This window comes from Roseobacter cerasinus, assembly GCF_009811755.1.
Taxonomy (GTDB): domain Bacteria; phylum Pseudomonadota; class Alphaproteobacteria; order Rhodobacterales; family Rhodobacteraceae; genus Roseobacter; species Roseobacter cerasinus.
On record NZ_BLIV01000005.1, the window covers coordinates 135,592 to 156,804 of the forward strand.

At 60.3% G+C, this 21,213-nt stretch carries 25 protein-coding genes; 13 read left to right on the forward strand and 12 right to left on the reverse strand.

Features of this window, described 5'->3' with window-relative positions:
• The first annotated feature begins 173 nt into the window (after nucleotides 1-173).
• The 7 genes from So717_RS13685 to So717_RS13715 all read left to right on the forward strand — a co-directional run bounded on the left by So717_RS13685 (nucleotide 174) and on the right by So717_RS13715 (nucleotide 5,487).
• On the forward strand, nucleotides 174-788 hold the full coding sequence (locus So717_RS13685; RefSeq protein WP_159978227.1) for an SH3 domain-containing protein: 615 nt from the start codon (nucleotides 174-176) through the stop codon (nucleotides 786-788).
• 57 nt (nucleotides 789-845) lie between these two features.
• Nucleotides 846-1,676 carry an SDR family NAD(P)-dependent oxidoreductase gene (locus tag So717_RS13690; RefSeq protein WP_159978229.1) on the forward strand — a complete coding sequence of 277 codons (831 nt, stop codon included), beginning with the start codon at nucleotides 846-848 and terminating at the stop codon, nucleotides 1,674-1,676.
• 75 nt (nucleotides 1,677-1,751) lie between these two features.
• Complete coding sequence (locus tag So717_RS13695) at nucleotides 1,752-1,955, forward strand: twin transmembrane helix small protein (RefSeq protein ID WP_159978231.1); 204 nt, start codon at nucleotides 1,752-1,754, stop codon at nucleotides 1,953-1,955.
• Nucleotides 1,956-1,959: 4 nt separating this feature from the next.
• Nucleotides 1,960-2,532 carry a cob(I)yrinic acid a,c-diamide adenosyltransferase gene (locus So717_RS13700; protein WP_159978233.1) on the forward strand — a complete coding sequence of 191 codons (573 nt, stop codon included), beginning with the start codon at nucleotides 1,960-1,962 and terminating at the stop codon, nucleotides 2,530-2,532.
• A 526-nt stretch (nucleotides 2,533-3,058) separates the two neighbouring features.
• Nucleotides 3,059-3,481, forward strand: a complete 423-nt coding sequence (locus So717_RS13705) for a hypothetical protein (RefSeq protein ID WP_159978235.1) — start codon at nucleotides 3,059-3,061, stop codon at nucleotides 3,479-3,481.
• 321 nt (nucleotides 3,482-3,802) lie between these two features.
• Complete coding sequence (locus So717_RS13710; RefSeq protein WP_159978237.1) at nucleotides 3,803-4,561, forward strand: electron transfer flavoprotein subunit beta/FixA family protein; 759 nt, start codon at nucleotides 3,803-3,805, stop codon at nucleotides 4,559-4,561.
• Nucleotides 4,561-5,487 (forward strand): electron transfer flavoprotein subunit alpha/FixB family protein, encoded by a 927-nt coding sequence (locus So717_RS13715; RefSeq protein WP_159978239.1) that lies wholly within the window; start codon nucleotides 4,561-4,563, stop codon nucleotides 5,485-5,487. The genes So717_RS13710 and So717_RS13715 overlap by 1 nt, the downstream gene beginning before the upstream one ends.
• 52 nt (nucleotides 5,488-5,539) lie before the next feature.
• Here the strand turns inward: So717_RS13715 and So717_RS13720 are convergent, their stop codons facing one another.
• On the reverse strand, nucleotides 5,540-6,376 hold the full coding sequence (locus So717_RS13720; protein ID WP_159978241.1) for a DUF6473 family protein: 837 nt from the start codon (nucleotides 6,374-6,376) through the stop codon (nucleotides 5,540-5,542).
• A 154-nt stretch (nucleotides 6,377-6,530) separates the two neighbouring features.
• Here So717_RS13720 and So717_RS13725 point away from each other — a divergent pair, with 154 nt between their 5' ends.
• A complete protein-coding gene (locus So717_RS13725; RefSeq protein ID WP_159978243.1) occupies nucleotides 6,531-7,406 on the forward strand; it encodes a 3-hydroxybutyryl-CoA dehydrogenase in 876 nt (291 codons plus the stop codon).
• 119 nt (nucleotides 7,407-7,525) lie between these two features.
• On the opposite strand, the gene So717_RS13730 is transcribed toward So717_RS13725, so the two are convergent.
• The 7 genes from So717_RS13730 to So717_RS13760 form a co-directional block, all read right to left on the reverse strand.
• Nucleotides 7,526-8,407 (reverse strand): lysophospholipid acyltransferase family protein, encoded by an 882-nt coding sequence (locus So717_RS13730; RefSeq protein WP_174239049.1) that lies wholly within the window; start codon nucleotides 8,405-8,407, stop codon nucleotides 7,526-7,528.
• Nucleotides 8,408-8,450: 43 nt separating this feature from the next.
• Complete coding sequence (locus So717_RS13735) at nucleotides 8,451-8,720, reverse strand: HPr family phosphocarrier protein (RefSeq protein ID WP_159978245.1); 270 nt, start codon at nucleotides 8,718-8,720, stop codon at nucleotides 8,451-8,453.
• Nucleotides 8,717-9,130 (reverse strand): PTS sugar transporter subunit IIA, encoded by a 414-nt coding sequence (locus tag So717_RS13740; protein ID WP_159978247.1) that lies wholly within the window; start codon nucleotides 9,128-9,130, stop codon nucleotides 8,717-8,719. The genes So717_RS13735 and So717_RS13740 overlap by 4 nt, the downstream gene beginning before the upstream one ends.
• Nucleotides 9,127-10,023: an RNase adapter RapZ gene (rapZ, locus tag So717_RS13745; RefSeq protein WP_159978249.1), complete on the reverse strand. Its 897-nt coding sequence runs from the start codon at nucleotides 10,021-10,023 to the stop codon at nucleotides 9,127-9,129. Before rapZ ends, So717_RS13740 begins: the two co-directional genes overlap by 4 nt.
• Nucleotides 10,020-10,436 carry an HPr kinase/phosphorylase gene (locus tag So717_RS13750; protein WP_159978251.1) on the reverse strand — a complete coding sequence of 139 codons (417 nt, stop codon included), beginning with the start codon at nucleotides 10,434-10,436 and terminating at the stop codon, nucleotides 10,020-10,022. The genes rapZ and So717_RS13750 overlap by 4 nt, the downstream gene beginning before the upstream one ends.
• A 49-nt stretch (nucleotides 10,437-10,485) precedes the next feature.
• Nucleotides 10,486-12,063, reverse strand: a complete 1,578-nt coding sequence (locus So717_RS13755; protein WP_238840932.1) for a sensor histidine kinase — start codon at nucleotides 12,061-12,063, stop codon at nucleotides 10,486-10,488.
• A 153-nt stretch (nucleotides 12,064-12,216) separates the two neighbouring features.
• Nucleotides 12,217-12,918: a response regulator transcription factor gene (locus So717_RS13760; RefSeq protein ID WP_159978255.1), complete on the reverse strand. Its 702-nt coding sequence runs from the start codon at nucleotides 12,916-12,918 to the stop codon at nucleotides 12,217-12,219.
• Nucleotides 12,919-13,252: 334 nt separating this feature from the next.
• Between So717_RS13760 and So717_RS13765 the strand changes: the two genes are divergently transcribed.
• Entirely contained in the window at nucleotides 13,253-14,851 is a 1,599-nt protein-coding gene (locus tag So717_RS13765; protein WP_159978257.1) for a phosphoenolpyruvate carboxykinase, read from the forward strand.
• A gap of 24 nt (nucleotides 14,852-14,875) precedes the next feature.
• On the opposite strand, the gene So717_RS13770 is transcribed toward So717_RS13765, so the two are convergent.
• Both So717_RS13770 and So717_RS13775 read right to left on the reverse strand, forming a co-directional pair.
• Nucleotides 14,876-15,607: a hypothetical protein gene (locus So717_RS13770; protein WP_159978259.1), complete on the reverse strand. Its 732-nt coding sequence runs from the start codon at nucleotides 15,605-15,607 to the stop codon at nucleotides 14,876-14,878.
• A gap of 54 nt (nucleotides 15,608-15,661) precedes the next feature.
• Entirely contained in the window at nucleotides 15,662-16,594 is a 933-nt protein-coding gene (locus So717_RS13775; RefSeq protein WP_238840934.1) for a LysR family transcriptional regulator, read from the reverse strand.
• A gap of 154 nt (nucleotides 16,595-16,748) precedes the next feature.
• On the opposite strand from So717_RS13775, the gene So717_RS13780 reads away from it, so the two are divergent.
• From So717_RS13780 to So717_RS13795, 4 genes are all read left to right on the forward strand, one after another.
• Nucleotides 16,749-17,108, forward strand: coding sequence for a helix-turn-helix domain-containing protein (locus So717_RS13780; protein ID WP_159978261.1), 360 nt, complete (start codon nucleotides 16,749-16,751; stop codon nucleotides 17,106-17,108).
• 288 nt (nucleotides 17,109-17,396) lie between these two features.
• Nucleotides 17,397-19,082: an acyl-CoA dehydrogenase family protein gene (locus So717_RS13785; RefSeq protein ID WP_159978263.1), complete on the forward strand. Its 1,686-nt coding sequence runs from the start codon at nucleotides 17,397-17,399 to the stop codon at nucleotides 19,080-19,082.
• 137 nt (nucleotides 19,083-19,219) lie between these two features.
• Nucleotides 19,220-19,741 (forward strand): TetR/AcrR family transcriptional regulator, encoded by a 522-nt coding sequence (locus tag So717_RS13790; RefSeq protein ID WP_159978265.1) that lies wholly within the window; start codon nucleotides 19,220-19,222, stop codon nucleotides 19,739-19,741.
• On the forward strand, nucleotides 19,738-20,142 hold the full coding sequence (locus tag So717_RS13795; protein ID WP_159978267.1) for an META domain-containing protein: 405 nt from the start codon (nucleotides 19,738-19,740) through the stop codon (nucleotides 20,140-20,142). Before So717_RS13790 ends, So717_RS13795 begins: the two co-directional genes overlap by 4 nt.
• Here the strand turns inward: So717_RS13795 and recO are convergent.
• A complete protein-coding gene (gene recO, locus So717_RS13800) occupies nucleotides 20,126-20,851 on the reverse strand; it encodes a DNA repair protein RecO (protein WP_159978269.1) in 726 nt (241 codons plus the stop codon). The genes So717_RS13795 and recO overlap by 17 nt on opposite strands.
• Entirely contained in the window at nucleotides 20,851-21,180 is a 330-nt protein-coding gene (locus tag So717_RS13805; RefSeq protein WP_159978271.1) for a DUF1491 family protein, read from the reverse strand. The genes recO and So717_RS13805 overlap by 1 nt, the downstream gene beginning before the upstream one ends.
• Nucleotides 21,181-21,213: the final 33 nt, after the last annotated feature.

Below are 21,213 nucleotides of genomic sequence, written 5' to 3' on the forward strand. Positions count from 1 at the left end.
GAACAAGCGCGATATCGCTCCAACCCTGCCTCTGGCGCGTGTCGCAGACGCAACACTGCGCGGCTGACATCGCGCGCCGCGATTTCCCCCTCCCGGAAACCAATTTCGATTGTTAGGGACCCGAACGGCTGGGAACTGTGTTAGTGTTGTAACAGAGTGGCGAGGGTATCATTATGAAGCGATTCATTCTTTTGAGTTTTGTATTTCTTGGACTGGGCTTCTACGAGTTGAGCGGCGGAGCGGAGTTTGACCCCGTCGCAGCGCGTGAGGCGGCCATCCTCGCCCGTTCTGACGCCCCACAAACACCAGGCCCGTCCGTCAAGGGTTCTGCGGCAGCCGTGCAGCTGACCGAGGCGGATTTGGACAACCAGGTCACGCGCGTGTCTTTGAACCTCGTCTCCTTCGGCGACGCAGCAGCGCCGCAAGCTGGGGTGCAACGGCAGACCAGCGAACCTGCAATCGCCGAACCAGAGAGCAGCCAGGTGACACCGGTCACCTTTTCGACCGGGGATGAAACCCCTGCTGTTCTGCCAAGCCTGATTTTCCCGGGTTCTACGTCGCGCGCCTCTTCTGATGCGGTCACATTAGAACAAAACCTGCGGTTTATCTCGGGCGACCGGGTCAACATGCGCGGAGGGCCAGGCACAGGGTTCGACGTGGTGACGCAATTGGTTCGCGGCACGCAGGTTGAAGTGCTGCAGGATAACGGCACTGGCTGGGTCAGGCTGCGCCCTGCCGATGGCGGCCCCGAAGGCTGGATCGCAGATTTTCTGCTGAGCGGCGGCTGAGCTTGCACCTGATGTGCTGACTTGCCATGTCTTGGGGCAAGCCAGTCGGAGCATCCCATGCGCAAAAACTCCATCCTCATCACCGGGTGCTCCTCCGGCATCGGATATTGCGCGGCCATAGGCATGCGCGCCCGCGGCTGGCGGGTATTTGCCGCCTGCCGCAAAGCTGAAGACTGCGAACGGCTAAAAGCCGAAGGCTTCGAAAGCCCGCTGCTCGACTACGCTGACCAGTCGACCATCGACGCTGCTCTCTCAGAGGTACTTGCCGCAACCGGAGGAACGCTGGATGCGGTGTTCAACAACGGAGCGCACGGGATACCCGGCGCTGTCGAAGACCTGCCCACGGACGCGCTGCGCAGCATATTCGAAGCCAATTTCTTTGGCTGGCACCACCTGACCCGCGCTGTGATCCCGGTGATGCGTGCGCAGGGGCATGGCCGGATTGTGCAATGCTCCTCCGTGCTTGGGTTCATCACCTTGCCCTGGCGTGGCGCCTACAACGCCACCAAATACGCGCTGGAAGGGCTGACGGACACACTGCGGATCGAGATGCGCGACACGCCCGTGCGCGTGATCCTCATCGAACCCGGCCCCGTCACATCCAAGATCCGCCAGAACGCCGTGCCGCATTTTGAGAAATGGGTGGACTGGCGCAATTCACCCCGGCGCGCGCAGTACGAGCAAACCTTGAACCCCCGGCTCTACGCCGAGACCGGCCGGGACCCCTTCGAGTTGCCCGCGACGGCCGTGCTGGAAAAGTTGATACACGCCTGCGAATCCCCCCGACCGCAGCCGCGCTACTATGTCACCACGCCAACCTTCATCATGGGAGCCCTGCGGCGGCTTCTGCCAACCCGGGCGCTGGATTGGATCCTTTCCAAAAGCTGATGTGTCCGTAAAAAGCGGTTCGCTTTTTGCGCGAGGCCGCCTACATGTGCCGCTGACAAACAAAAGGAACAGATCGTGGGTGACGCCTTATTCGTTTTGATCATTCTTGCCTGCGTGGCCGTTGTTGTCGTGCTCATGCTCGGCCTGGGCGGTTTCGCTGGTGGAGGAGCCTTTAACAAGAAGAACTCCAACAAGCTGATGCGCTACCGGATCGGGGCCCAGTTCGTCGCCGTGATTCTCATCGTCATCTACGTCGCCTTGCGCCAGAACGGAGGCTAAGCCCATGGTCGTGCTAAACAAGATCTACACCAAAACCGGCGATGCGGGTGAAACCGCTCTGGGGAACGGGGCCCGTGTCGCCAAACATGCGCTGCGGGTCACGGCTTATGGCACATCGGATGAGCTGAACTCCTTCGTCGGCGTCGCCCGGCTGGAGGCCGCCGGTGCGGTGGATGAGGCGCTCAGCCGCATCCAGAACGATCTCTTTGACCTGGGCGCAGACATGTGCCGCCCCGACATGGAGCAGGACGCCGAGGCCGAATACCCGCCGCTGCGCATGATTGACGCGCAGGTGACCCGGCTTGAAAGCGAGATTGACGTGATGAATGCGGAACTTGACCCACTGCGCAGTTTTATCCTGCCGGGTGGATCGGCACTGGCCGCACATCTGCACGTCTGCCGGACGGTATCGCGCCGGGCCGAGCGGCTCTGTGTGGAGCTGGCCACGATGGAGGCGATCAACTCGTCAGCGGTGAAATACCTCAACCGCCTGAGTGATTGGTTCTTCGTCGCCGCGCGCATGGCCAACAACGGCGGCAAAGACGACGTCTTGTGGGTTCCGGGCGCGAACCGCTGAAAGCGGCGGCACGTCCAGTGGACGTGGCGGCGGCCGGAAGGGCGGAGCCCCGGCCCGATAGGGCGGGCGCGAACCGCTGAAAGCGGCGGCACGTCCAGTGGACGTGGCGGCGGCCGGAAGGGCGGAGCCCCGGCCCGATAGGGCGGGCGCGAACCGCTGAAAGCGGCGGCACATCCAGTGGACGTGGCGGCGGCCGGAAGGGCGGAGCCCCGGCCCGATAGGGCGGGCGCGAACCGCTGAAAGCGGCGGCACATCCAGTGGACGTGGCGGCGGCCGGAAGGGCGGAGCCCCGGCCCGCCAGGGCGGGCGCGAACCGCTGAAAGCGGCGGCACATCCAGTGGACGTGGCGGCGGCCGGAAGGGCGGAGCCCCGGCCCGCCAGGGCGGGTGCAAACAGCCGGAGGAAGCATTGCCACCTGACGACAGGTCTGCCGTAGATTGGATGCGCGGGCCTTAGCTGCCGCTCGCCATAGCGCGTCATTCGCGGTACTGTTGGACGGAGTCGCGTGCATTGGGAGGCTACAAACATGATCGCTAAACCATCAATGGAAGACATCAAGTACAAAGAGCGCTTCGAAGCTGGTCAGGTAGGACCTTCCGAATTTCGCCATCGTGACCACTTGAGGCTGGTCTACGTCTATCTTTGCGAAAACAGTGTCGAGACAGCAAACGATCAGATGCGACGTTCCATCACGAAATTCCTGAAAAACAACGATGTTCCGGCATCAAAGTATCATGAAACCTTGACCCTCTCTTGGACGCAGGCCGTCAAGCACTTTATGGTTCAGGCGGGTGCGCCAGCATCATTTGATGAGTTCATCGCTTTTGACGCACGGCTGCTCGATACTAATATCATGCTCACCCACTATGACCCCGACACTCTCTTTTCTGATCGGGCGCGTTCCGAATTCATTCCACCAGACGTGGAGCCAGTTCCACAGTATACTTGAGCGGCTCTAGCTTGGTCGGCTTGATCTGTGCGCCCGACCCTCTTGGCGCGCGCACCCGCTCTCCTGCAGATCAAGACAAGGCTGTGGCGGCAGAACCCGAATGCCCCGTGCCATCTGAGTCCAGCGTAACACCTCCTTGCGCCACGAACCCTATCGGAAATTTTTGCTCTGATTGGTGAAAATCGCCCAAAACGCGGCGTTCCCGGGCTCAGGCGTGACGATTTTACACTGTTTCATGCGTGCCAGCTTGGGTAAACCACCGGTCAGAGAACGAAAGGCTCAACGGGAGTGTGAGTCGCTTATCCAAGGAGAGAGACGCCAATGAAGGTTCTGGTACCTGTCAAACGCGTGATCGACTACAACGTGAAGGTGCGCGTGAAAGCGGACGGATCGGGGGTTGATCTCGCCAACGTGAAAATGTCGATGAACCCGTTTGACGAGATTTCCGTCGAACAGGCCATCCGGCTGAAAGAAGCGGGCCAGGCGGACGAGGTCGTCGTCGTCTCCATTGGCGTCAAGCAAAGCCAGGAAACGCTGCGCACGGCGCTGGCCATGGGCGCAGACCGTGCCATTCTGGTGGTCGCGGCTGACGACGTGCATCAGGACATCGAGCCGCTGGCCGTCGCCAAGATCCTCAAAGCCATTGTGGATGAAGAGCAGCCGGGCCTCGTGCTCTGCGGCAAGCAGGCCATCGACAACGACATGAACGCCACCGGCCAGATGCTGTCGGCGCTGATGGGCTGGAGCCAGGCGACCTTCGCCTCCGAAGTGGCCATTGAGGGTGATCACGCCGTGGTCAGCCGCGAAGTGGATGGCGGGATGCAGACCATCAAGGTCACAATGCCTACCGTCATCACCGTGGATTTGCGTCTGAACGAGCCGCGCTATGCCTCGCTGCCCAACATCATGAAAGCCAAGAAAAAGCCGCTGGATGAAAAAACAGCCGCAGACTACGGCGTTGATGTGAGCCCACGCCTGGAAATCGTGAACACAGTCGAGCCTGCGGCGCGCGCAGCAGGCATCAAGGTCGGCTCGGTTGACGAGCTGGTGTCGAAACTCAAAGAAGCGGGGGCTGTGTAATGGCTGTTCTACTCCTTGCAGAAGTAACCGATGGCGAACTGGCGATGGACGCAACATCGAAGGCTGTGACCGCCGCCAAGATGCTGGGTGACGTAACCGTTCTTGCCGCAGGCGGGTCGGCCGCCGCAGCTGGCGAAGCGGCCGCCAAGATCGACGGTGTGAGCAAAGTGCTGGTTGCCGAAGATGCGACGCTGGGCCACCGCCTTGCGGAATCCACAGCGGCGCTGATCGTGTCCTTGTCGGGTGACTACGAGCACATCGTGGCCCCTGCGACCACAGACGCCAAGAACGTGATGCCGCGTGTTGCCGCATTGCTCGACGTGATGGTGATCTCAGACGCCTCCGGCGTGGTCGATGGCAACACGTTTGAGCGTCCGATCTACGCGGGCAACGCGGTGCAGACCGTGAAATCCGGCGATGCCAAGAAGGTTGTGACTTTCCGGACGTCGACCTTTGACGCCGCTGGCGAAGGCGGGGCGGCACCGGTCGAGACCATCTCGGCCGCAGACAACCCGGGCCTGAGCGAATGGGTCGAGGACAAAGTGGCCGCAAGCGACCGTCCGGAACTGACATCCGCTGGCGTCGTTGTCTCCGGTGGGCGCGGCGTTGGCTCCGAAGACGATTTTGCGCTGATCGAGAAACTGGCTGACAAGCTGGGCGCTGCCGTAGGCGCGTCGCGGGCGGCAGTCGACTCGGGCTATGCGCCAAATGACTGGCAGGTGGGTCAAACCGGCAAGGTTGTGGCGCCCGAGCTTTATGTCGCTGTGGGCATTTCCGGTGCGATCCAGCACCTGGCTGGCATGAAAGACAGCAAGGTGATCGTCGCGATCAACAAAGACGAAGAGGCACCGATCTTCCAGGTGGCGGACTACGGACTGGTGGCGGACCTGTTCACCGCCGTTCCGGAGTTGATCGAAAAGATCTGATCCAGACTTACGAGTTCAGGGGGCTGCGCCGGTCTGCGGTGCGGCCCCTTTTCTATACGAGGTCCTGCAAGACCTGACCCAGCGTATGCGCCAGTTCGCCGTGCGCCCGTGGCCCCATCATCTCTGCGGCGGCAGGCGCCTCCATCTGACTGAAGACCATCCCTTCGGTGGCTGCATCCGCAGATTCCGGTGTTGCGACAACCTCGACATAGGCTGCTGCATCCTGCTTCAATGCCTCAAGCAATTCCCGCGTGACAAACAGCGGCGATGCGGCATTGACAGGATCAAGACTTGCGGTGCCATTCGACATGGGCGCATGATCGGCAAACCAGACCAGCACAACTTTCCCGGTGACCTGCCTGAGCAGCAGCTTCATTCGGGCCAGCCAGGCGGTCTGAAGCTCCTTGCGCACAGCCAGGAACCGATCCGCCGAGACATTGTACAGACGGCCGAGCATGTGCTTGTTGAAATGAAACTCGGCGAAATCCACCTCAGGGTAGATTGATGCCAGCAGCGCCGACGCCCTTACAAAGCGGTCGTTCCGCCGCGGATGCACCGTGTAAAAGCGGTTCGACAGGTTTTGTGTCCCGATGATCTGCATCACCGTCACCTCTGCGCCGCAACACGCCGCCGTCAGGAAACTGTCGTTCAGAAGGACATCGACACCTGCATTGGCAATGCCGAAGTTGATACAATTGACGCCAAGCCCGCTTTCCACCAACGCGGGAAACGGGGCCTTTATGAATTTGCCGTATGTCGCAGTGCCACCCAGAAAGGCCACATATGGCGCATCCAACCGCCGCTCCGGCCCGCGAAACAACAGTTTTGAGCCGTCATACCGGCACGGCATATAATCGAGAGCCCCCGCTCCCAGAACATCATAGGTCATGAACCCACCTTTTTTTCTCACCCGCAGCCAAATTGCACGCCGGATGCTTAGAATGTCTTAATGGGTCATTTTGTATCGAGTTTTAGACAACCTGCAGCCTTGCAGCCGAACTGCCGCGCACCCTAAGGTGCCTCAAATCGAAAAGGGTTGGCGGATGGACATCAAGACAATCGGAATTGTGGGCGCAGGACAGATGGGCAATGGCATTGCGCATGTGATGTCTCTGGCGGGATATGACGTCCTGCTCAACGATGTCAGCGACGACGCCTTGGCGGCCGCCATGGATCTGATGTCGAAGAACATGGCCCGGCAGGTCAGTCGCGGCAAGATCACCGAGGATGACAAGGCGGGGGCCCTGTCGCGCATCACCACCACCCAGACCCTGACGGAGTTGGGCCAGTCGGATCTGGTCATCGAAGCCGCGACCGAACGCGAAGCCGTGAAACAGGCCATTTTTGAAGATCTGGTTCCGCATCTTCAGGCCCATACGATCCTGACCTCCAACACCTCTTCGATTTCCATCACCCGATTGGCCAGCCGCACGGACAGGCCCGAGAAGTTCATGGGCTTTCATTTCATGAACCCGGTTCCGGTGATGCAGTTGGTCGAGTTGATCCGCGGCATCGCCACGGATGAGCCGACCTATAACGCCTGCAAGAGCGTGGTGGACAAGCTGGGCAAGACGGCCGCCTCCGCCGAGGACTTTCCCGCTTTCATTGTGAATCGCATCCTGATGCCCATGATCAATGAAGCGGTCTATACGCTCTATGAAGGTGTCGGCAGCGTTCAATCCATCGACAGTTCCATGAAACTCGGCGCAAACCATCCAATGGGCCCGCTAGAGCTGGCCGACTTTATCGGGCTCGACACCTGTCTTGCGATCATGAACGTTCTGCATGACGGGCTTGCCGATACCAAGTACCGCCCCTGCCCGTTGCTGACGAAATATGTGGAAGCCGGTTGGCTTGGCCGCAAGACCCAGCGCGGGTTCTATGACTATCGCGGTGAGGCTCCGGTGCCGACACGCTAGCCAAGCTCTCCGTGGCAGGGGACAAAGCGCCCTTCCCCCCGTCGAAGGGGGGCGGGCGCTGCTCGGCTTGTCAGCCGAGCGCCCTGGTTGCCACTGGTCGGGTCAAGATTCTGCGCAGCTCAGTCTTTCAAAGACAGCGTATGATCCCTGAGCCAGGCCATGAACCCACGTGGGTCATCGTCCCACTTGCGCAGATCATCCTGCGCCAGCGGGTGGCCCACAATCGGAGATTGCGACTTGTTCAAAGAGTGCACAATTTCATGTAGCAAGAGCCCCTGCCGCAGGATCGGGGAGAGTTTGTTGGCGATCTGATAGGCGCGCGAATTCTGGCCCGGAAATTTGATCGGAATAACCGTCGCGCCAGACCGACGAATGAGCTTGGCTGTGAACACGTTCCACTCCCCCTCGATGGCTGGGCCGAAGAAGGTTTCAGAGGCGGCAACCCCGCCCGACGGGAAAAGCGCCACAACCCCGCCGTCCTTAAGGTGCTGCATGGCCTTGGCGCGCATCTCCACGCCTTTGCGCTGCGCCTGAGGGTCGTGGGGGAACGGCACCGGGATCATGTAGGACCCTGCCACTTCGTCGATCACCGTCAGCAGGGACCGCGTGAGAATGCGGTAGTCCGGTCGCACGCGTCCAATCAGGTCGGCGAAGATCATCCCGTCCACCATCCCATGCGGATGGTTTGAGACCACGATGACAGGGCCTGTTTTCGGGATGCGCGCCAGCTGGTGTTCGGGTGTGAGAAGGTCGATCCCCATCACATCCAAAGCGGCCCGCCAGAAGGCCTGGCCCTGAGGAGCGCCGCGCTGCTCGAACTTGCGGACGAGCCGCAAGACCGTGAGCTTGCCGGTCAGCGCTTCGATGATCCGGATCGCGGTGGACTTCCACGGATCCTCAAAGGTTGAGGCATAAGAGAGGCTGCTGCGGTCATATTTGGTAAAATTGACCGGCTCCGCGATGCCCGTGGGCACGTCAATGTCTTGCGAACTTTCTACCAAGACCTGTTATCCCGTCCTACGGCTCTGTGACCGCTTCGTTTCGCTACTGGCCTTCGCCGAATTTGTTTGCCACAAGAGCTTTCAACGCGTCAGCAAGCGCTTCAGCATCGGGCCCAGAGGTCCGAATGTCAATAAAGCTTCCTTTGGACGCTGCCAACATCAATAGTCCCATGATGCTGTCACCGGAGGCAGTTTGCCCGTCCTTGAGCACCTCAGCCCTGGCATCAAACCCCTCAACCACCTCGACGAGTTTGGCAGAGGCGCGGGCGTGCAGCCCCTTTTCATTTACGATTTCAAGCGTACATTCTGTCATGTGTCGGCTCGGTTGCTCTGCTCTGGGCTGACATTCTGGCTGTCGATGTACTTTTTTCCGGCCTCAAGCGCCAGCCTGACAGCATCGGGCACCGGCTTCTGACGGCTTTTTGCCAATTTGATCAGCATCGGAAGATTGGCGCCGTACAGGATGCGGCGATTGCCCGGGCGGCACGCCAGAAGGCTGAGGTTGGAGGGCGAGCCGCCGTAGAGATCCGTCACAACCACGACCCCGCCGCCGGTGTCCACCTCATCCGCCGCTTGGCAGATCTCGCGCTCTTTCGCCGCACGGTCGTGCACCGCCTCGATCGCTATGGCTCTAATGCCCGGCTGCGCCCCGACCACATGTTCGACGGCGGCCAGATACTCCCTGGCCAACCCGCCATGTGCCACAATCACAATACCAATCACCGGGCTCCAGCCTCTTCCCTTTTGCGCAGGTCCAATTCGCGGTGCCTTATTGACACCTGCCAGCCTTGCTCCGCAAGGCGCAAAGCTTGCCGTTCGGCCATCACAACAGAGCGATGTTGACCGCCCGTACACCCAAAGGCGATTGACAGATAAGACTTTCCCTCATTGCGATAGGCCGGCAGCAGCAATTGGCACAAATCGCCGACCTTTTCCTCGAAAGGCGCAAAGCTGGGATCCTGCATCACATGGTCCGCAACAACCGCATCTGTCCCGTTCAGATGACGCAGGTCCGGCACCCAATAGGGGTTGGTCAGAAAGCGACAGTCGAGCACCATATCGACGCTGCGCGGCAACCCCCTTTTGTAGGAAAAAGACTGCACAGACACGGCCAGTTTGTGCTGGCCGCCCGGCGCAAACCAATGCTCCACCTCGGCGCGCAACTGGTGCACGTTCAGATCGCTGGTGTCGATCAGCACATCGGCCCGCGCGCGCAGCGGCGCCAGCATCTCCAGCTCCCGGATGATGCCTTCAGAAGGTCGGTCATCCGGTGCCAGAGGATGCCTGCGCCGGGTCTCGGAAAAGCGACGCAGCAGAACATCGGTGCTGCAATCGAGATAGAGAAGCTCCGGTGCAAGCCCGGCCACCCCGGTCAGCCGCCCCAGGCTATCGATGATGATGTTGGTTGAGAAATCGCGATTGCGCGGGTCGATCCCCAAGGCGAGGTCCCGGTTTATGCCAGCCTCATCCAGCACAGCCGGCAGCAACCGCAACGGCAGGTTATCGACGACCTCAAACCCCGCATCCTCCAGCACATTCAGCGCGCTGGAGCGCCCGGCGCCCGACGGCCCGGTGACAAAGACGATCCTGCGCGCGGTCGGGTCCGAGGTGGTCATGACGGCTCTCTTCTACCTGTCTTGAGATATTGCAAAACGGCGGCGGGAAAAGCGGGGCTGTCCACTTTGTGAAGACAGGGGATGCCAATCCCGGCGATGACACGGGTTTGCAACTCAGGGAGGCGGCGCGTCTCCGTATGGTCCATGTCGATCACCGCGTACACACGCGCTGTTTTGATCGGGGTGGCCTCCAGCAAACCCACCCCCCGCGCCTCAATCAGCCCCGAGATCGCTGGCGGAGCGCTGACCCAAAGCGTCTCCTGTCGTCGATCGATCTGCGTTTGATCGTCCGAAACCAGCGCGGCGCCCAGAGCCATCATTTGCAAGGCCAGGGTGGATTTCCCCTGGCCTGACGCGCCAACGATCAGTGCCGCACGCTCACCCACAGCAACGCAGGATGCGTGCAAGATCATCTGATCGACATGCTGATGATCCTCTTGCACGACGGCCCTCCACAGCGCGTTAGATCGGCAACCCCACAACAAACCGGGCGCCGAGCGGGTCCGATGTGATATCCAATTCGGTCGGTCGGATGTTCTCCGCCCAGATCACCCCCCCATGCGCTTCCACGATTTGCTTCGAAATCGCAAGGCCAAGACCGGAATTGTTCCCAAAGTGTTCGTCCGGGCGCTGCGAGTAGAACCGCCTGAATATTTTCGCAAGCGCTTCGTCGGGGATGCCCGGGCCGGTGTCTTCGACCACAATCAAGACGCGGTTCTCCTTGGTCCGGGCCCAGACCCGGATCGCATCGCCCTCCTCGCAAAAGGACATCGCGTTTGTGATCAGATTGACAAAAACCTGCGCCAGACGTGCTTCAAGCCCATGCACCGTAATCGGCGGCTCCGGCAGATCGGTTACAAAGTCGACACCTTTGGCCTCGGCCTCCTCCCCGAAGTATTGGCTCAGATTGGTCAAGGTCGAGAGCACGTCAAAGGGCTCTTCCTCTTCCTTGACGAGTTCGCTGTCGAGCCGGGACGCGTTCGAGATGTCGCTGACCAGCCGGTCCATGCGGCGGACATCATGGTCGATGACGTCCAGCAGCTTCTGCCGTTGATCCTCGCGCTCGACGCGGCGCAGCGTGCCCACGGCAGAGCGCAGAGACGCCAGAGGGTTCTTGATTTCATGCGCCACATCCGCGGCAAACTGCTCGTTTCCGTCAATGCGATTGTAGAGCGCCGAGATCATGCCGCGCAACGCCCCGCTTAGGCGGCCAATTTCATCTGGGCGTGTGGTCAGATCCGGGATGCGGATGCGGCCGGGGTTCATTTTACGAGCGTTCCTGTCGCGCCCCAGTTCCGCTGCGGCAGAAAGCTCCGCCAGCGGATTTGCGATCGTCGACGCCAGCACAAGGCTGAGGCCGATGGAGACAAGCATTGCAACGACGAACATCTGTAGTACGCGCTCGTGCCCGATGCGCACAAGATGGTCGATTTCACCCGCTGCGGTGGCAACGGCGACGACACCGACCGCCGCATCGCCGTGCACAACCGGTGTGATCACAGCCAGCAGCTTGCCCCCAACCACGTCGAATTCATTCCGGATCTGTGTTCCATCTGTCATCACGCCGCTGATCATCGGCATGAGTTTCTCACGCAGGGGTGTTGGGTCCGGTGTTTCGGGCCCGAGGAAAATGCGCGACAGCTTTGACCAGAGCCAATTCAGCCCATCAGTCAGATAGGTTTTCCCATTGATCCCGACGGTTGACGGGCTCGTCTGCAGCGCGCCTTCGACATTCGCCACCAACCGCTCGCGGCGGTCATAGACAAAAACCTCGACCCCGTTGCGCAAATCCAGATCTTCAAGCGTCGCCTGCAGATCAATCCCGCCGCCCCGCGCAAGCGTCACGGGCACGCCGGATGGCAACCTGGCCTCGATGACATCGGCAATCAGCTCAGCCTCGGACAGCAGCGAGGCAGCCCGCTGCAACGCGAGGCTGTCGCGGGAGGAATTCAGGTTCAGGATGCCCGTGACCAGCAAGCAGAGCGCGACGAGGTTGAAGGTAATGATCTTCCGGGTGAGGGGCGACGCCCGAAGCGACATTACCCCACGCCACGCGCGGGGCCTGGATGCGCCATCTGCACGACCACCGTCCAACGTCGGCCAGCCGTCGGCTGCGCTGCTCTCACCCTCTCGGACCGGCGGCGGCACCATATCTCGGACAAAGGTCCTATCGGCTGAGGCCATCTCCGGGCACTATTCCTCGTTATACCGGTAGCCAATCCCATAAAGGGTCTCGATAGCCGAGAAGTCTTCGTCAGCGGTTCGCATCTTCTTGCGCAGCCGCTTGATGTGGCTGTCGATGGTCCGGTCATCAACATAGACCTGATCATCATAGGCGACATCCATCAGCTGATCGCGGGATTTGACGAAACCGGGGCGCTGTGCCAGCGCTTGTAGCAACAAGAACTCCGTCACCGTCAGCGACACGTCCTTGCCTTTCCACGACACGGCGTGGCGCAGGGGATCCATGCGCAGATCGCCACGCTCCATCACCTTGGCCTCTTCACTATCACCCATGGCATCACCTGCCACTGCATCCTGCCTGCGCAACAAGGCCCGGATGCGTTCCACGAGAAGGCGTTGGGAGAAGGGCTTCTTCACATAGTCATCCGCGCCCATCCGCAAGCCCAAAACCTCATCGATCTCATCATCCTTTGAGGTCAGAAAGATCACGGGCATCGCAGTTTTCTGGCGCAGACGCTGCAGCAGATCCATGCCATCCATCCGCGGCATCTTGATATCCAGCACCGCCATATCGGGCAGCCTTTTGTTGAACGCATCCATTGCCGCCTGCCCGTCATTGTATGTCTCAACCTCGAACCCCTCGGCCTCCAGCGTCATGGACACCGAGGTCAGGATATTTCTATCGTCGTCAACCAGCGCGATCTTCGACATAGTTTATCTCCATATACCGCCCACCCTTTCGAAGGTTCGGGTGGTTTACCGTTCCCGGTCTGTCCAAAAACACATACGCAAGCGAATCAGCGCACAATACGGGATTCATTCGGACAGAATTTGATTACGAATGACTGAATTTGCGCATAGTGTTGCCAAAGTTCAGCCATCATTGATGCGGATTCGCTGCGGAAACTGAGACGTTTTTTATGCGGCTCCGACAAACTGCGGAATGGTGGCGCTAACTCTAGATCCGCGCCTGTTCAACAACAAAAACCTCATGTTAAGAGGCACCAGCGCAGGTGTAGGTGGCGCAAATACAGGAGTACGATGGATGACACATGGACGGGTAAACCCGGACTTCACACTCGAAGATCAAGGGATCAAGGGCGTGGGCGCCGTCTATTACAACCTGATCGAACCTGACCTGATTGAACACGCGCTGAGCCGCGGCGAGGGCCGCCTTGGCAAAGGCGGTGCCTTTCTGGTGACCACCGGAAAGTTCACCGGACGCTCGCCAAAGGATAAACATGTCGTCAAAACCGACAGCGTCGCAGGCACGATCTGGTGGGACAACAACGCCGCCATGTCGCCCGAAGGCTTCGACGCGCTGCATGCCGATATGCTCACGCACATGGAGGGGCGCGACTATTTCGTGCAGGATCTGACCGGTGGTTCGGACCCGAAACATGCCATCAACGTGCGCATGGTCACGGAGCTGGCCTGGCATGGTCTCTTTATCCGCCACATGCTGCGCCGCCCCGACCGCGAGGATCTGGATGATTTCATCGCCGATTTCACTGTGATCAACTGCCCCAGTTTTCAGGCCGATCCGGCCAAGCACAACTGCCGCTCCGAGACCGTGATTGCGATGAACTTCGACAAGAAGCTCATCCTGATCGGCGGCACGGAATACGCGGGCGAAAACAAGAAGTCCGTCTTTACCCTGCTCAACTACTTGCTGCCAGAAAAAGGCGTGATGCCGATGCACTGCTCGGCCAATCACGCAACCGGCAACCCCGTCGACACCGCGGTGTTCTTTGGCCTGTCGGGCACCGGCAAGACGACACTCTCCGCTGATCCGGCCCGCACGCTGATCGGCGATGATGAGCATGGCTGGTCCGACACCGGCACCTTTAATTTCGAAGGCGGCTGCTATGCGAAGACCATCAGCCTCAGCCCCGATGCTGAGCCGGAGATCTATGCCACGACCGAGAAATTCGGCACCGTCATCGAGAACATGATCTATGACGAAGAAACGCGCGAGCTGGACTTTGAGGACGACAGCCTGACCGCGAACATGCGCTGCGCCTACCCGCTGCACTATATCTCCAATGCCTCCGCAGCAGCACGGGGCGGGCATCCCAAGAACATCATCATGCTGACCTGTGATGCCTTTGGTGTACTGCCCCCGATCTCGCGGCTGACGCCGGCGCAGGCGATGTATCATTTCCTTTCGGGCTTCACCTCCAAGGTGGCGGGCACCGAGCGCGGTGTGACCGAGCCGGAACCCACCTTCTCCACCTGCTTTGGTGCGCCCTTCATGCCCCGTCGCCCTGAGGTTTACGGCAATCTTCTGCGCGAAAAGATCGCGACACATGGTGCGACCTGCTGGCTGGTGAACACAGGCTGGACAGGCGGGGCCCACGGCACTGGATCACGCATGCCGATCAAGGCGACACGCGGGCTGCTGACGGCGGCGCTCGATGGCTCGCTGGCCGACGCCACCTTCCGCAAGGACCCGAACTTCGGCTTTGACGTGCCGGTGGATGTGAAAGGCGTGCCGACCATCCTGCTGGATCCACGGCGCACCTGGGACGATGCGGAGGCCTACGACCGTCAAGCCGCCAAACTGGTCAAGATGTTCTCGGACAATTTCGAGCAGTATCTGCCCTTCATCGACGAAGATGTGAAAGCTGCGGCGATCAGTTAGTCGCCGCCAGCCTGCGCAAAGGGATCAGGCCGCTTTCTTCTGTGGCTCTGGCACGTCGACCACGTCGATAATCGGCATCTCCAGCAGGTACCGCGTATCTTCGTTGCTCAGGTAGCTCAGGAAGCCCTCCAGCGGCCTGTCAGAGCCCTTACGATACCACCGCAGCGCGCCGGGTTCGTTGTGCATGTAGCCCATCCGCTCGGCAAACCCTTTGAAGGCCACCGTGCGCGCCATGAAGCCGAAGATGGTATCCGGGTTCCACCGGCACATCGCCTCGTGGATGCCGTAGCGCGCCAGAACAGTCGACAGCCCAGTGCCGCGGTAGGGCCCGGTGTCTCCCATCCAGACCTCGCCATGATAGACCACCTGCCCGGTGATGCGGTTGGCACCAGGGCTGGCGCGAAAGCGGGAGCGGCGCAGATCGAGATCGGGGATCGCGGGGGGGAAATCCCGGAACCGTTTGAGCATGTAGCCGCCCAAGGTCTTGCCCTGAAGATCGATCAGACGCGACGCCTGAGTATGCATCAACTGGCCATCCGAATCGCGCGCGATCAGCCAGAACGCGGTCTTGTCATTCAGATCATGCACATCCGGATCGAACGGAGCGCCCAGCACCTGCTGTGGACGCTCTTCTTTGAGCATGGCACGGTATTTGAAGAAATTTGACCCAATTGTGACCGAAATGCGGTTTTGATGCAGAATATTACGGCTCGACGCGACGAATTGTGTCCCCGCGTTCAAACTTTGAAAAGACATGCCAAAACTCCTTTGCACGAGTATCCCCATGCAAAGGTTAACCTATTTACGGACTTAACGCTCGAACTTTGCGTCCGACGGATCAAAATTTACCATAATGTCGGCAGAAGGTTGCACAATCTTGCCATGATCGAGCCCAAATATCTCGATATCCGATGAAGGCTCGACAAGGGAATAAAGTGCAAGGCTGCCGTCAGGGAATCGCCCTCCTAACATCAAACGTTGATAATTGACGGGTTTCAGGGTGCCATCCGCCTCAGAGGGCACCAGGGTGAACACATGGTCGAGACGCACGCTTTGCGTCGTCTGGACCTCGTGAAAGGGTTCATCGAGCATGCGGGCAAAGTCGTCACCGCCCGGCATCCGCCCCAGCGAGCGGCCCACGCTGCTGCGCGCCTTGGCCCAGCCGAACCACTTCACGAAAAACGATTCTTCGCCGAACTCGACGCAGATCCATCCGGCGACCGTATGACGGTAAACGATCAGATAGGGGCGCACGTGCTCCATATGCGGGGACTCGATGTCTCCCCCCGCCATGGCCCAGCTGCGCAGGGTTTCCCGCTGGATGCAGGAGGGCGAGTCCCACACTTTCCCCAGCGAATGCTGCTGCTGCCAGAAACACCAGCCATCCGGCAGGACAGAGCTGAAAAGCTGCAGCCCGTGCACGTGGCTGACATTGCTGTTCAGCCAGGCGTTGCCGCGCGCCAGAATGCCAAGTGCCTCGGGCAGCGCCCGCTCCCCTGCGTCGGTCAGACGATACTGCCGCTCCTCCACAGCAAAGAGCGCGTCACCCTTGGCCTCTTCCAACTGTGCAATATGGCGGCGCACGGTCTGACGCGTGCTGCCCAGCTCTTTGACCGCGTGGCTGAGGTTCAGGGTCCGGGCAAGCGTCGTGAACGACCGGATCATCTCATGCAAGAGGCCATGAGAGTCAGCGGATTTCTTTACCGCTTCTTTCGTCTCTGACGGGTCCACGATCCGGTTCATGCATCAGATGGTAAATTAATCATCCAGTAATGCAACATCTATCACCCATCACCAGAACATTTTTAGTCAAAAAAATGAAAAAGGTACTCAATTGAACGGTTGGGTGATTCCCGGAAAGAGTGTGAACAGTCACAACCAGAGGTGTTAAATAGTTATGTCCCATCCAGTTGATGTTCACGTTGGCCGCAAGTTGAAGCAGATTCGCACGATGCGGCGCCTGTCCCAGACGGACGTTGCCCGTGAGTTGGAACTGTCGTTCCAGCAAATCCAGAAATACGAAATCGGATCGAACCGCATTGCTGCCAGCCGGCTGTACGAGTTGTCTCGCATTCTTGATGTTCCAACGTCGTATTTCTTTGAAGGCCTTGATACGACAGCAGAAGTCTCTGATCGCCGTGATCCGGGTCTTGAAATCGTCACGGCGCTGGCTGCGATCCGTGACGATACGATCAAGACACGCATCGTGACATTCATTGAGGATGTTTCGGGCGTGACAGTCGCGCGTCAGGGCTGAGGCGCCCCGGGGTCGGGCGCATCGGCAGGCAAGACCACCTGTCTTCCGATGCGCCAGTTTTCAAACGAGAATCGGTAACCAGTGTGACTGAGAAGCGTCGCGACAGCGGCGCTTTTTCACGTCTGAGCGCCAGATAACGGCGATCAACAGAGTGTTTCCGCCTGGGATACAGAGTAACGCCCGCGACGTCGCGAAACTTTAGTGCAAATTGACGCATTCAGAGGTATTTATATTGCGCTGCACCTGCGAAAGACTTACATCGTCTCTCAACCGATGAAGGATGTTATGATGCCCCATGATGGACAAACACCGCCAACGCAGACCGCTGTGATCCTGGACGATCTCCTTGGCCTGACGGCCGCAACACTACCGCCTCTCACCGCGTTACTTGAGACAGCGACCGCGCGGGTGAAGGCTTTGGTCACCGAAGGCGACCGCGTGTCCGGCGCATTGGTAGAGCAACATCAAACAGCCGCCCATGGGTTGGCTTGGGTCGCGACCTACGTGCAGTCGCTGCGCCAGATGCAGGCCTGGGCGGAGGGCCTTCGAGACAAAGGCACCTTTGGCGAGACCGAGCAGCTGATCCTGCAGATCGCATTTGGCGAATACCTTTGGCAGCTTTATGGCGGCATCCAGATGAACCAAGGGGAGATGCTACGACTACAGGACCTTGGCCTTGATCAGTCCGACATGCGGGCGATGATGGAACCTGCCGTCGTGACGTTGACCCAACAGGGCAACACCCAAGCCGCGCGCACGCGGCTGGTCGAACTGATGCAGGAGCATTCGGCCAATATCATCACCGGGGCTTCGGGTCTTGATGACGAGTTGGAGATGATCCGCGAACAATTCCGCCGCTATGCGGTGGAGAAAGTCGAACCCTTCGCGCATGACTGGCACTTGAACGACGAGTTGATCCCGCTTGAGGTGATCGACGAACTGGCCGAGATGGGTGTCTTCGGCCTGACCATTCCCGAGGAATACGGCGGCTTTGGCCTGTCAAAAGCCTCCATGTGCGTGGTCTCGGAAGAGCTGTCGCGCGGCTATATCGGTGTGGGCTCACTGGGCACCCGCTCGGAGATCGCAGCGGAGCTGATCCTTGCGGGCGGGACCGAGGCGCAGAAAGAGAAGTGGTTGCCGCAACTGGCCAGTGCCGAGACGCTGCCCACAGCCGTCTTCACCGAGCCGAACACCGGCTCAGACCTTGGCTCGCTGCGCACGCGGGCCGTGAAAGACGGCGATGACTACAAGATCACCGGCAACAAGACCTGGATCACCCACGCCGCGCGCACCCATGTCATGACCTTGCTGGCGCGGACAGATCCGGAGACGACCGACTACAAAGGCCTGTCGATGTTCCTGGCCGAGAAGACGCCCGGCACCGACGAGGCGCCCTTCCCCACCGAGGGCATGACCGGCGGCGAGATCGACGTGCTGGGCTATCGCGGGATGAAGGAATACGAGCTGGCCTTTGACAACTTCCATGTGAAGGGTGAGAACCTGCTGGGCGGTGAGGAAGGCAAGGGCTTCAAGCAGCTGATGGAGACCTTCGAAAGCGCCCGCATTCAGACCGCAGCGCGGGCTGTGGGCGTTGGGCAATCCGCTCTCGATATCTCCATGCAATACGCGCAGGACCGCAAGCAGTTCGGCAAGCCACTGATCGCCTTCCCGCGCGTCTCGGGCAAGCTGGCCATGATGGCGGTTGAGCTGACCATCGCGCGCCAGCTCACCTATTTCTCGGCGTTCGAGAAAGATGAGGGACGCCGATGCGACGTGGAGGCTGGTATGGCCAAGCTGCTCGGCGCCCGCGTGGCCTGGGCAGCCGCCGACAACGGGCTGCAAATCCACGGCGGCAACGGGTTTGCGCTGGAATACAAGATCAGCCGCGTGCTTTGCGATGCCCGCATCCTCAACATCTTCGAGGGCGCGGCCGAGATCCAGGCCCAGGTGATCGCGCGACGCCTACTGAACTGATAGATTCACTTGCGCAGACGGGGAACCGGCGGGCATCCGCGCGCGCCGGTGCACCCTTGGCAGGCACCTGCGGCTGTTCGCCGCCGCCCGGCACCTTCGCACTTGCAGCATGACAACCACCTGCGTATGGCTGAGCCATGGCGACACAGCGACTCACCCGACAGTCCTGGATCGACGCGGGGCTTGATGCCTTGGTCCAGAACGGCCCCCCTGCCCTGGCAGCCGAACCGTTGGCCCGAGGCCTTGGCGCGACCAAAGGATCGTTTTACTGGCACTTCAAGGATGTTCCCGCTCTGCACGATGCTGTGGTGCGCGACTGGCAGTCGCGGGCGCTGACCCAGATCGCCTCGGCGCTGGCGGAAAGCGGCAATGCCGAGAAGCGGCTGCGCGCCTTTGGCAAATATATCCTGACGGACAAGCAAGACCCGGCCTTCCGGGCCTGGGCCCAGACGGATCAGTTTGTTGCGAAGGCCGTGGCGGATGTGGACGCCGAACGCCTGACCTATCTGGTCAACCTTTTGGCACATCTCGGAGTGCGCAACCCGACCTTTGCACAAAGCTGTCTGGGTGTATTGACCGGCCTGCCCATGCTTCAGAGCAAAACCAAACCGGTGCAGGCCTTTGACACCATGATTGACCTCGTTCTTGCGCTGAAATGAACCGGTGGCATCTGGCCCTACTTGCGGCCCTCTGCGCAGTCAGCCTTGCAGCCTGTCGGGGGGACGAGACTGTCTCTGCCTATGGCGGCGCGGGCAAGGTCTGGAAGCTGGTAGAACTCGATGGCATCGCCGTCTCCTACCGCGCAACGCTGAGTTTCCCGGAGCCTGGCCAACTCGCGGGTGAGGCCCCCTGCAACAGCTTTCGCGGCGCGATGACCGTCCCGTATCCCTGGTTCGAGGCTACGGACATTGTGAGCACGCGCATAGCCTGCACGGAGCTCAACGCCGAAACCACCTATTTCTCGGCGCTCACCACCATGACCCTGTCAGAGGTTCTGGGCGAGACGATGATCCTGTCGACACCCGAGGGGCGCAGCATGGTGTTCACAGCCTCCGAGTGAACGCCTCGACAAAACGCGCCCGCGCTTCGGGCAGCGGCTTGTTCCCCAGATCTGCTGCCAGATGTGCTGTCAGGAAATGCCCCGTCGTACGGTAGCCTTCGGCCACCTCCGCGTCACTACCCGAACCAACACCGCGCAGCACATCCGGCAGCGGCAAAAGCCGCGTGGCCCACTCCCCCGCTGCGGCGCGCGACACCGCACGGCCGGACTTTGGCGATACAAAGGCCAGATCCCCGCGCTGCCCGGTCACGGCGCAGGCGTCCAGATCCAGCGCATAGCCCATCTCTTCCAGCAGACAGAGCTCCCATTTCAGATAGGCCAAAGGCCATACCTCGGGCTGATCCAGAAGGTCGAGCAGTTGCTCGCTGCGGCGATAGAGCCGTGCGTGCGGCTCCCGCTCGGGCAAAGAAAAGCTCAGGAGCGCCGTGACCGCATTGAGCCCTGCCAAAGCCAGACGGTCCCCCAGCGCAGCCGCCGCCCGGCTGCGCACCGGTTCGACCTGAAAACTGCCAATATGATCCTCCAGCCGCGCGCGCCAGGTCACATCCAGCTGCGCACCCGGCTGCAGGATGGGCGCAATCTTGCGGCTGGTGCCGCCACGCACCACGCCGGAATGACGCCCGTGCTCTGGCGTAAAAACATCAATGATTGCAGAGGTTTCACCATGGCGCCGGGTGCTGAGCAAAATCCCCTCGTCGCGCCAGTCCATCACTCCAGACCCGGCTGATCCAGCATATGGCGGCCCTGTCGGTCTTCCACTTCGATCACCCAGATGTCCGGATCATAGTTGCGCTGCCGGGTGATGCTCTCGTCCACATCAGCCTCGCTGCCCTGCTCCAGAATGGCCCAGTTGCGGCGGTCTTCCATCAGGTTGTAGCTGCGTTGAAACACGGTCGCCTGCCCGTCGAGACGGTTCAGTTTCACCAGAACGCTGCCCGCATCATCATCCCCATGCGCCACGATGAACGCCGGAATATTCTGGCCCTGCAGGCGCGCCAGATAGGCGTCGATCCAGAACCGCGCCGTCAGCCGTGACATTGCGCCACTCGTCTTATGCTCACATGCGGACAC

Excerpts from the sequence above, each read along its gene's own strand:
- So717_RS13790 (WP_159978265.1), top strand. The coding sequence starts at position 19,220 with ATGGCGACACAGCGACTCACCCGACAGTCCTGGATCGACGCGGGGCTT.
- So717_RS13715 (WP_159978239.1), top strand. The coding sequence starts at position 4,561 with ATGGCTGTTCTACTCCTTGCAGAAGTAACCGATGGCGAACTGGCGATG.
- So717_RS13780 (WP_159978261.1), top strand. The coding sequence starts at position 16,749 with ATGTCCCATCCAGTTGATGTTCACGTTGGCCGCAAGTTGAAGCAGATT.
- So717_RS13725 (WP_159978243.1), top strand. The coding sequence starts at position 6,531 with ATGGACATCAAGACAATCGGAATTGTGGGCGCAGGACAGATGGGCAAT.
- So717_RS13775 (WP_238840934.1), bottom strand. The coding sequence starts at position 16,594 with ATGAACCGGATCGTGGACCCGTCAGAGACGAAAGAAGCGGTAAAGAAA.
- recO (WP_159978269.1), bottom strand. The coding sequence starts at position 20,851 with ATGGACTGGCGCGACGAGGGGATTTTGCTCAGCACCCGGCGCCATGGT.
- So717_RS13755 (WP_238840932.1), bottom strand. The coding sequence starts at position 12,063 with ATGTCGCTTCGGGCGTCGCCCCTCACCCGGAAGATCATTACCTTCAAC.
- So717_RS13700 (WP_159978233.1), top strand. The coding sequence starts at position 1,960 with ATGGTCGTGCTAAACAAGATCTACACCAAAACCGGCGATGCGGGTGAA.
- So717_RS13735 (WP_159978245.1), bottom strand. The coding sequence starts at position 8,720 with ATGACAGAATGTACGCTTGAAATCGTAAATGAAAAGGGGCTGCACGCC.
- So717_RS13720 (WP_159978241.1), bottom strand. The coding sequence starts at position 6,376 with ATGACCTATGATGTTCTGGGAGCGGGGGCTCTCGATTATATGCCGTGC.
- So717_RS13765 (WP_159978257.1), top strand. The coding sequence starts at position 13,253 with ATGACACATGGACGGGTAAACCCGGACTTCACACTCGAAGATCAAGGG.
- So717_RS13750 (WP_159978251.1), bottom strand. The coding sequence starts at position 10,436 with ATGATCTTGCACGCATCCTGCGTTGCTGTGGGTGAGCGTGCGGCACTG.
- So717_RS13795 (WP_159978267.1), top strand. The coding sequence starts at position 19,738 with ATGAACCGGTGGCATCTGGCCCTACTTGCGGCCCTCTGCGCAGTCAGC.
- rapZ (WP_159978249.1), bottom strand. The coding sequence starts at position 10,023 with ATGACCACCTCGGACCCGACCGCGCGCAGGATCGTCTTTGTCACCGGG.
- So717_RS13710 (WP_159978237.1), top strand. The coding sequence starts at position 3,803 with ATGAAGGTTCTGGTACCTGTCAAACGCGTGATCGACTACAACGTGAAG.
- So717_RS13785 (WP_159978263.1), top strand. The coding sequence starts at position 17,397 with ATGCCCCATGATGGACAAACACCGCCAACGCAGACCGCTGTGATCCTG.
- So717_RS13770 (WP_159978259.1), bottom strand. The coding sequence starts at position 15,607 with ATGTCTTTTCAAAGTTTGAACGCGGGGACACAATTCGTCGCGTCGAGC.
- So717_RS13685 (WP_159978227.1), top strand. The coding sequence starts at position 174 with ATGAAGCGATTCATTCTTTTGAGTTTTGTATTTCTTGGACTGGGCTTC.
- So717_RS13705 (WP_159978235.1), top strand. The coding sequence starts at position 3,059 with ATGATCGCTAAACCATCAATGGAAGACATCAAGTACAAAGAGCGCTTC.
- So717_RS13760 (WP_159978255.1), bottom strand. The coding sequence starts at position 12,918 with ATGTCGAAGATCGCGCTGGTTGACGACGATAGAAATATCCTGACCTCG.
- So717_RS13690 (WP_159978229.1), top strand. The coding sequence starts at position 846 with ATGCGCAAAAACTCCATCCTCATCACCGGGTGCTCCTCCGGCATCGGA.
- So717_RS13805 (WP_159978271.1), bottom strand. The coding sequence starts at position 21,180 with ATGTCACGGCTGACGGCGCGGTTCTGGATCGACGCCTATCTGGCGCGC.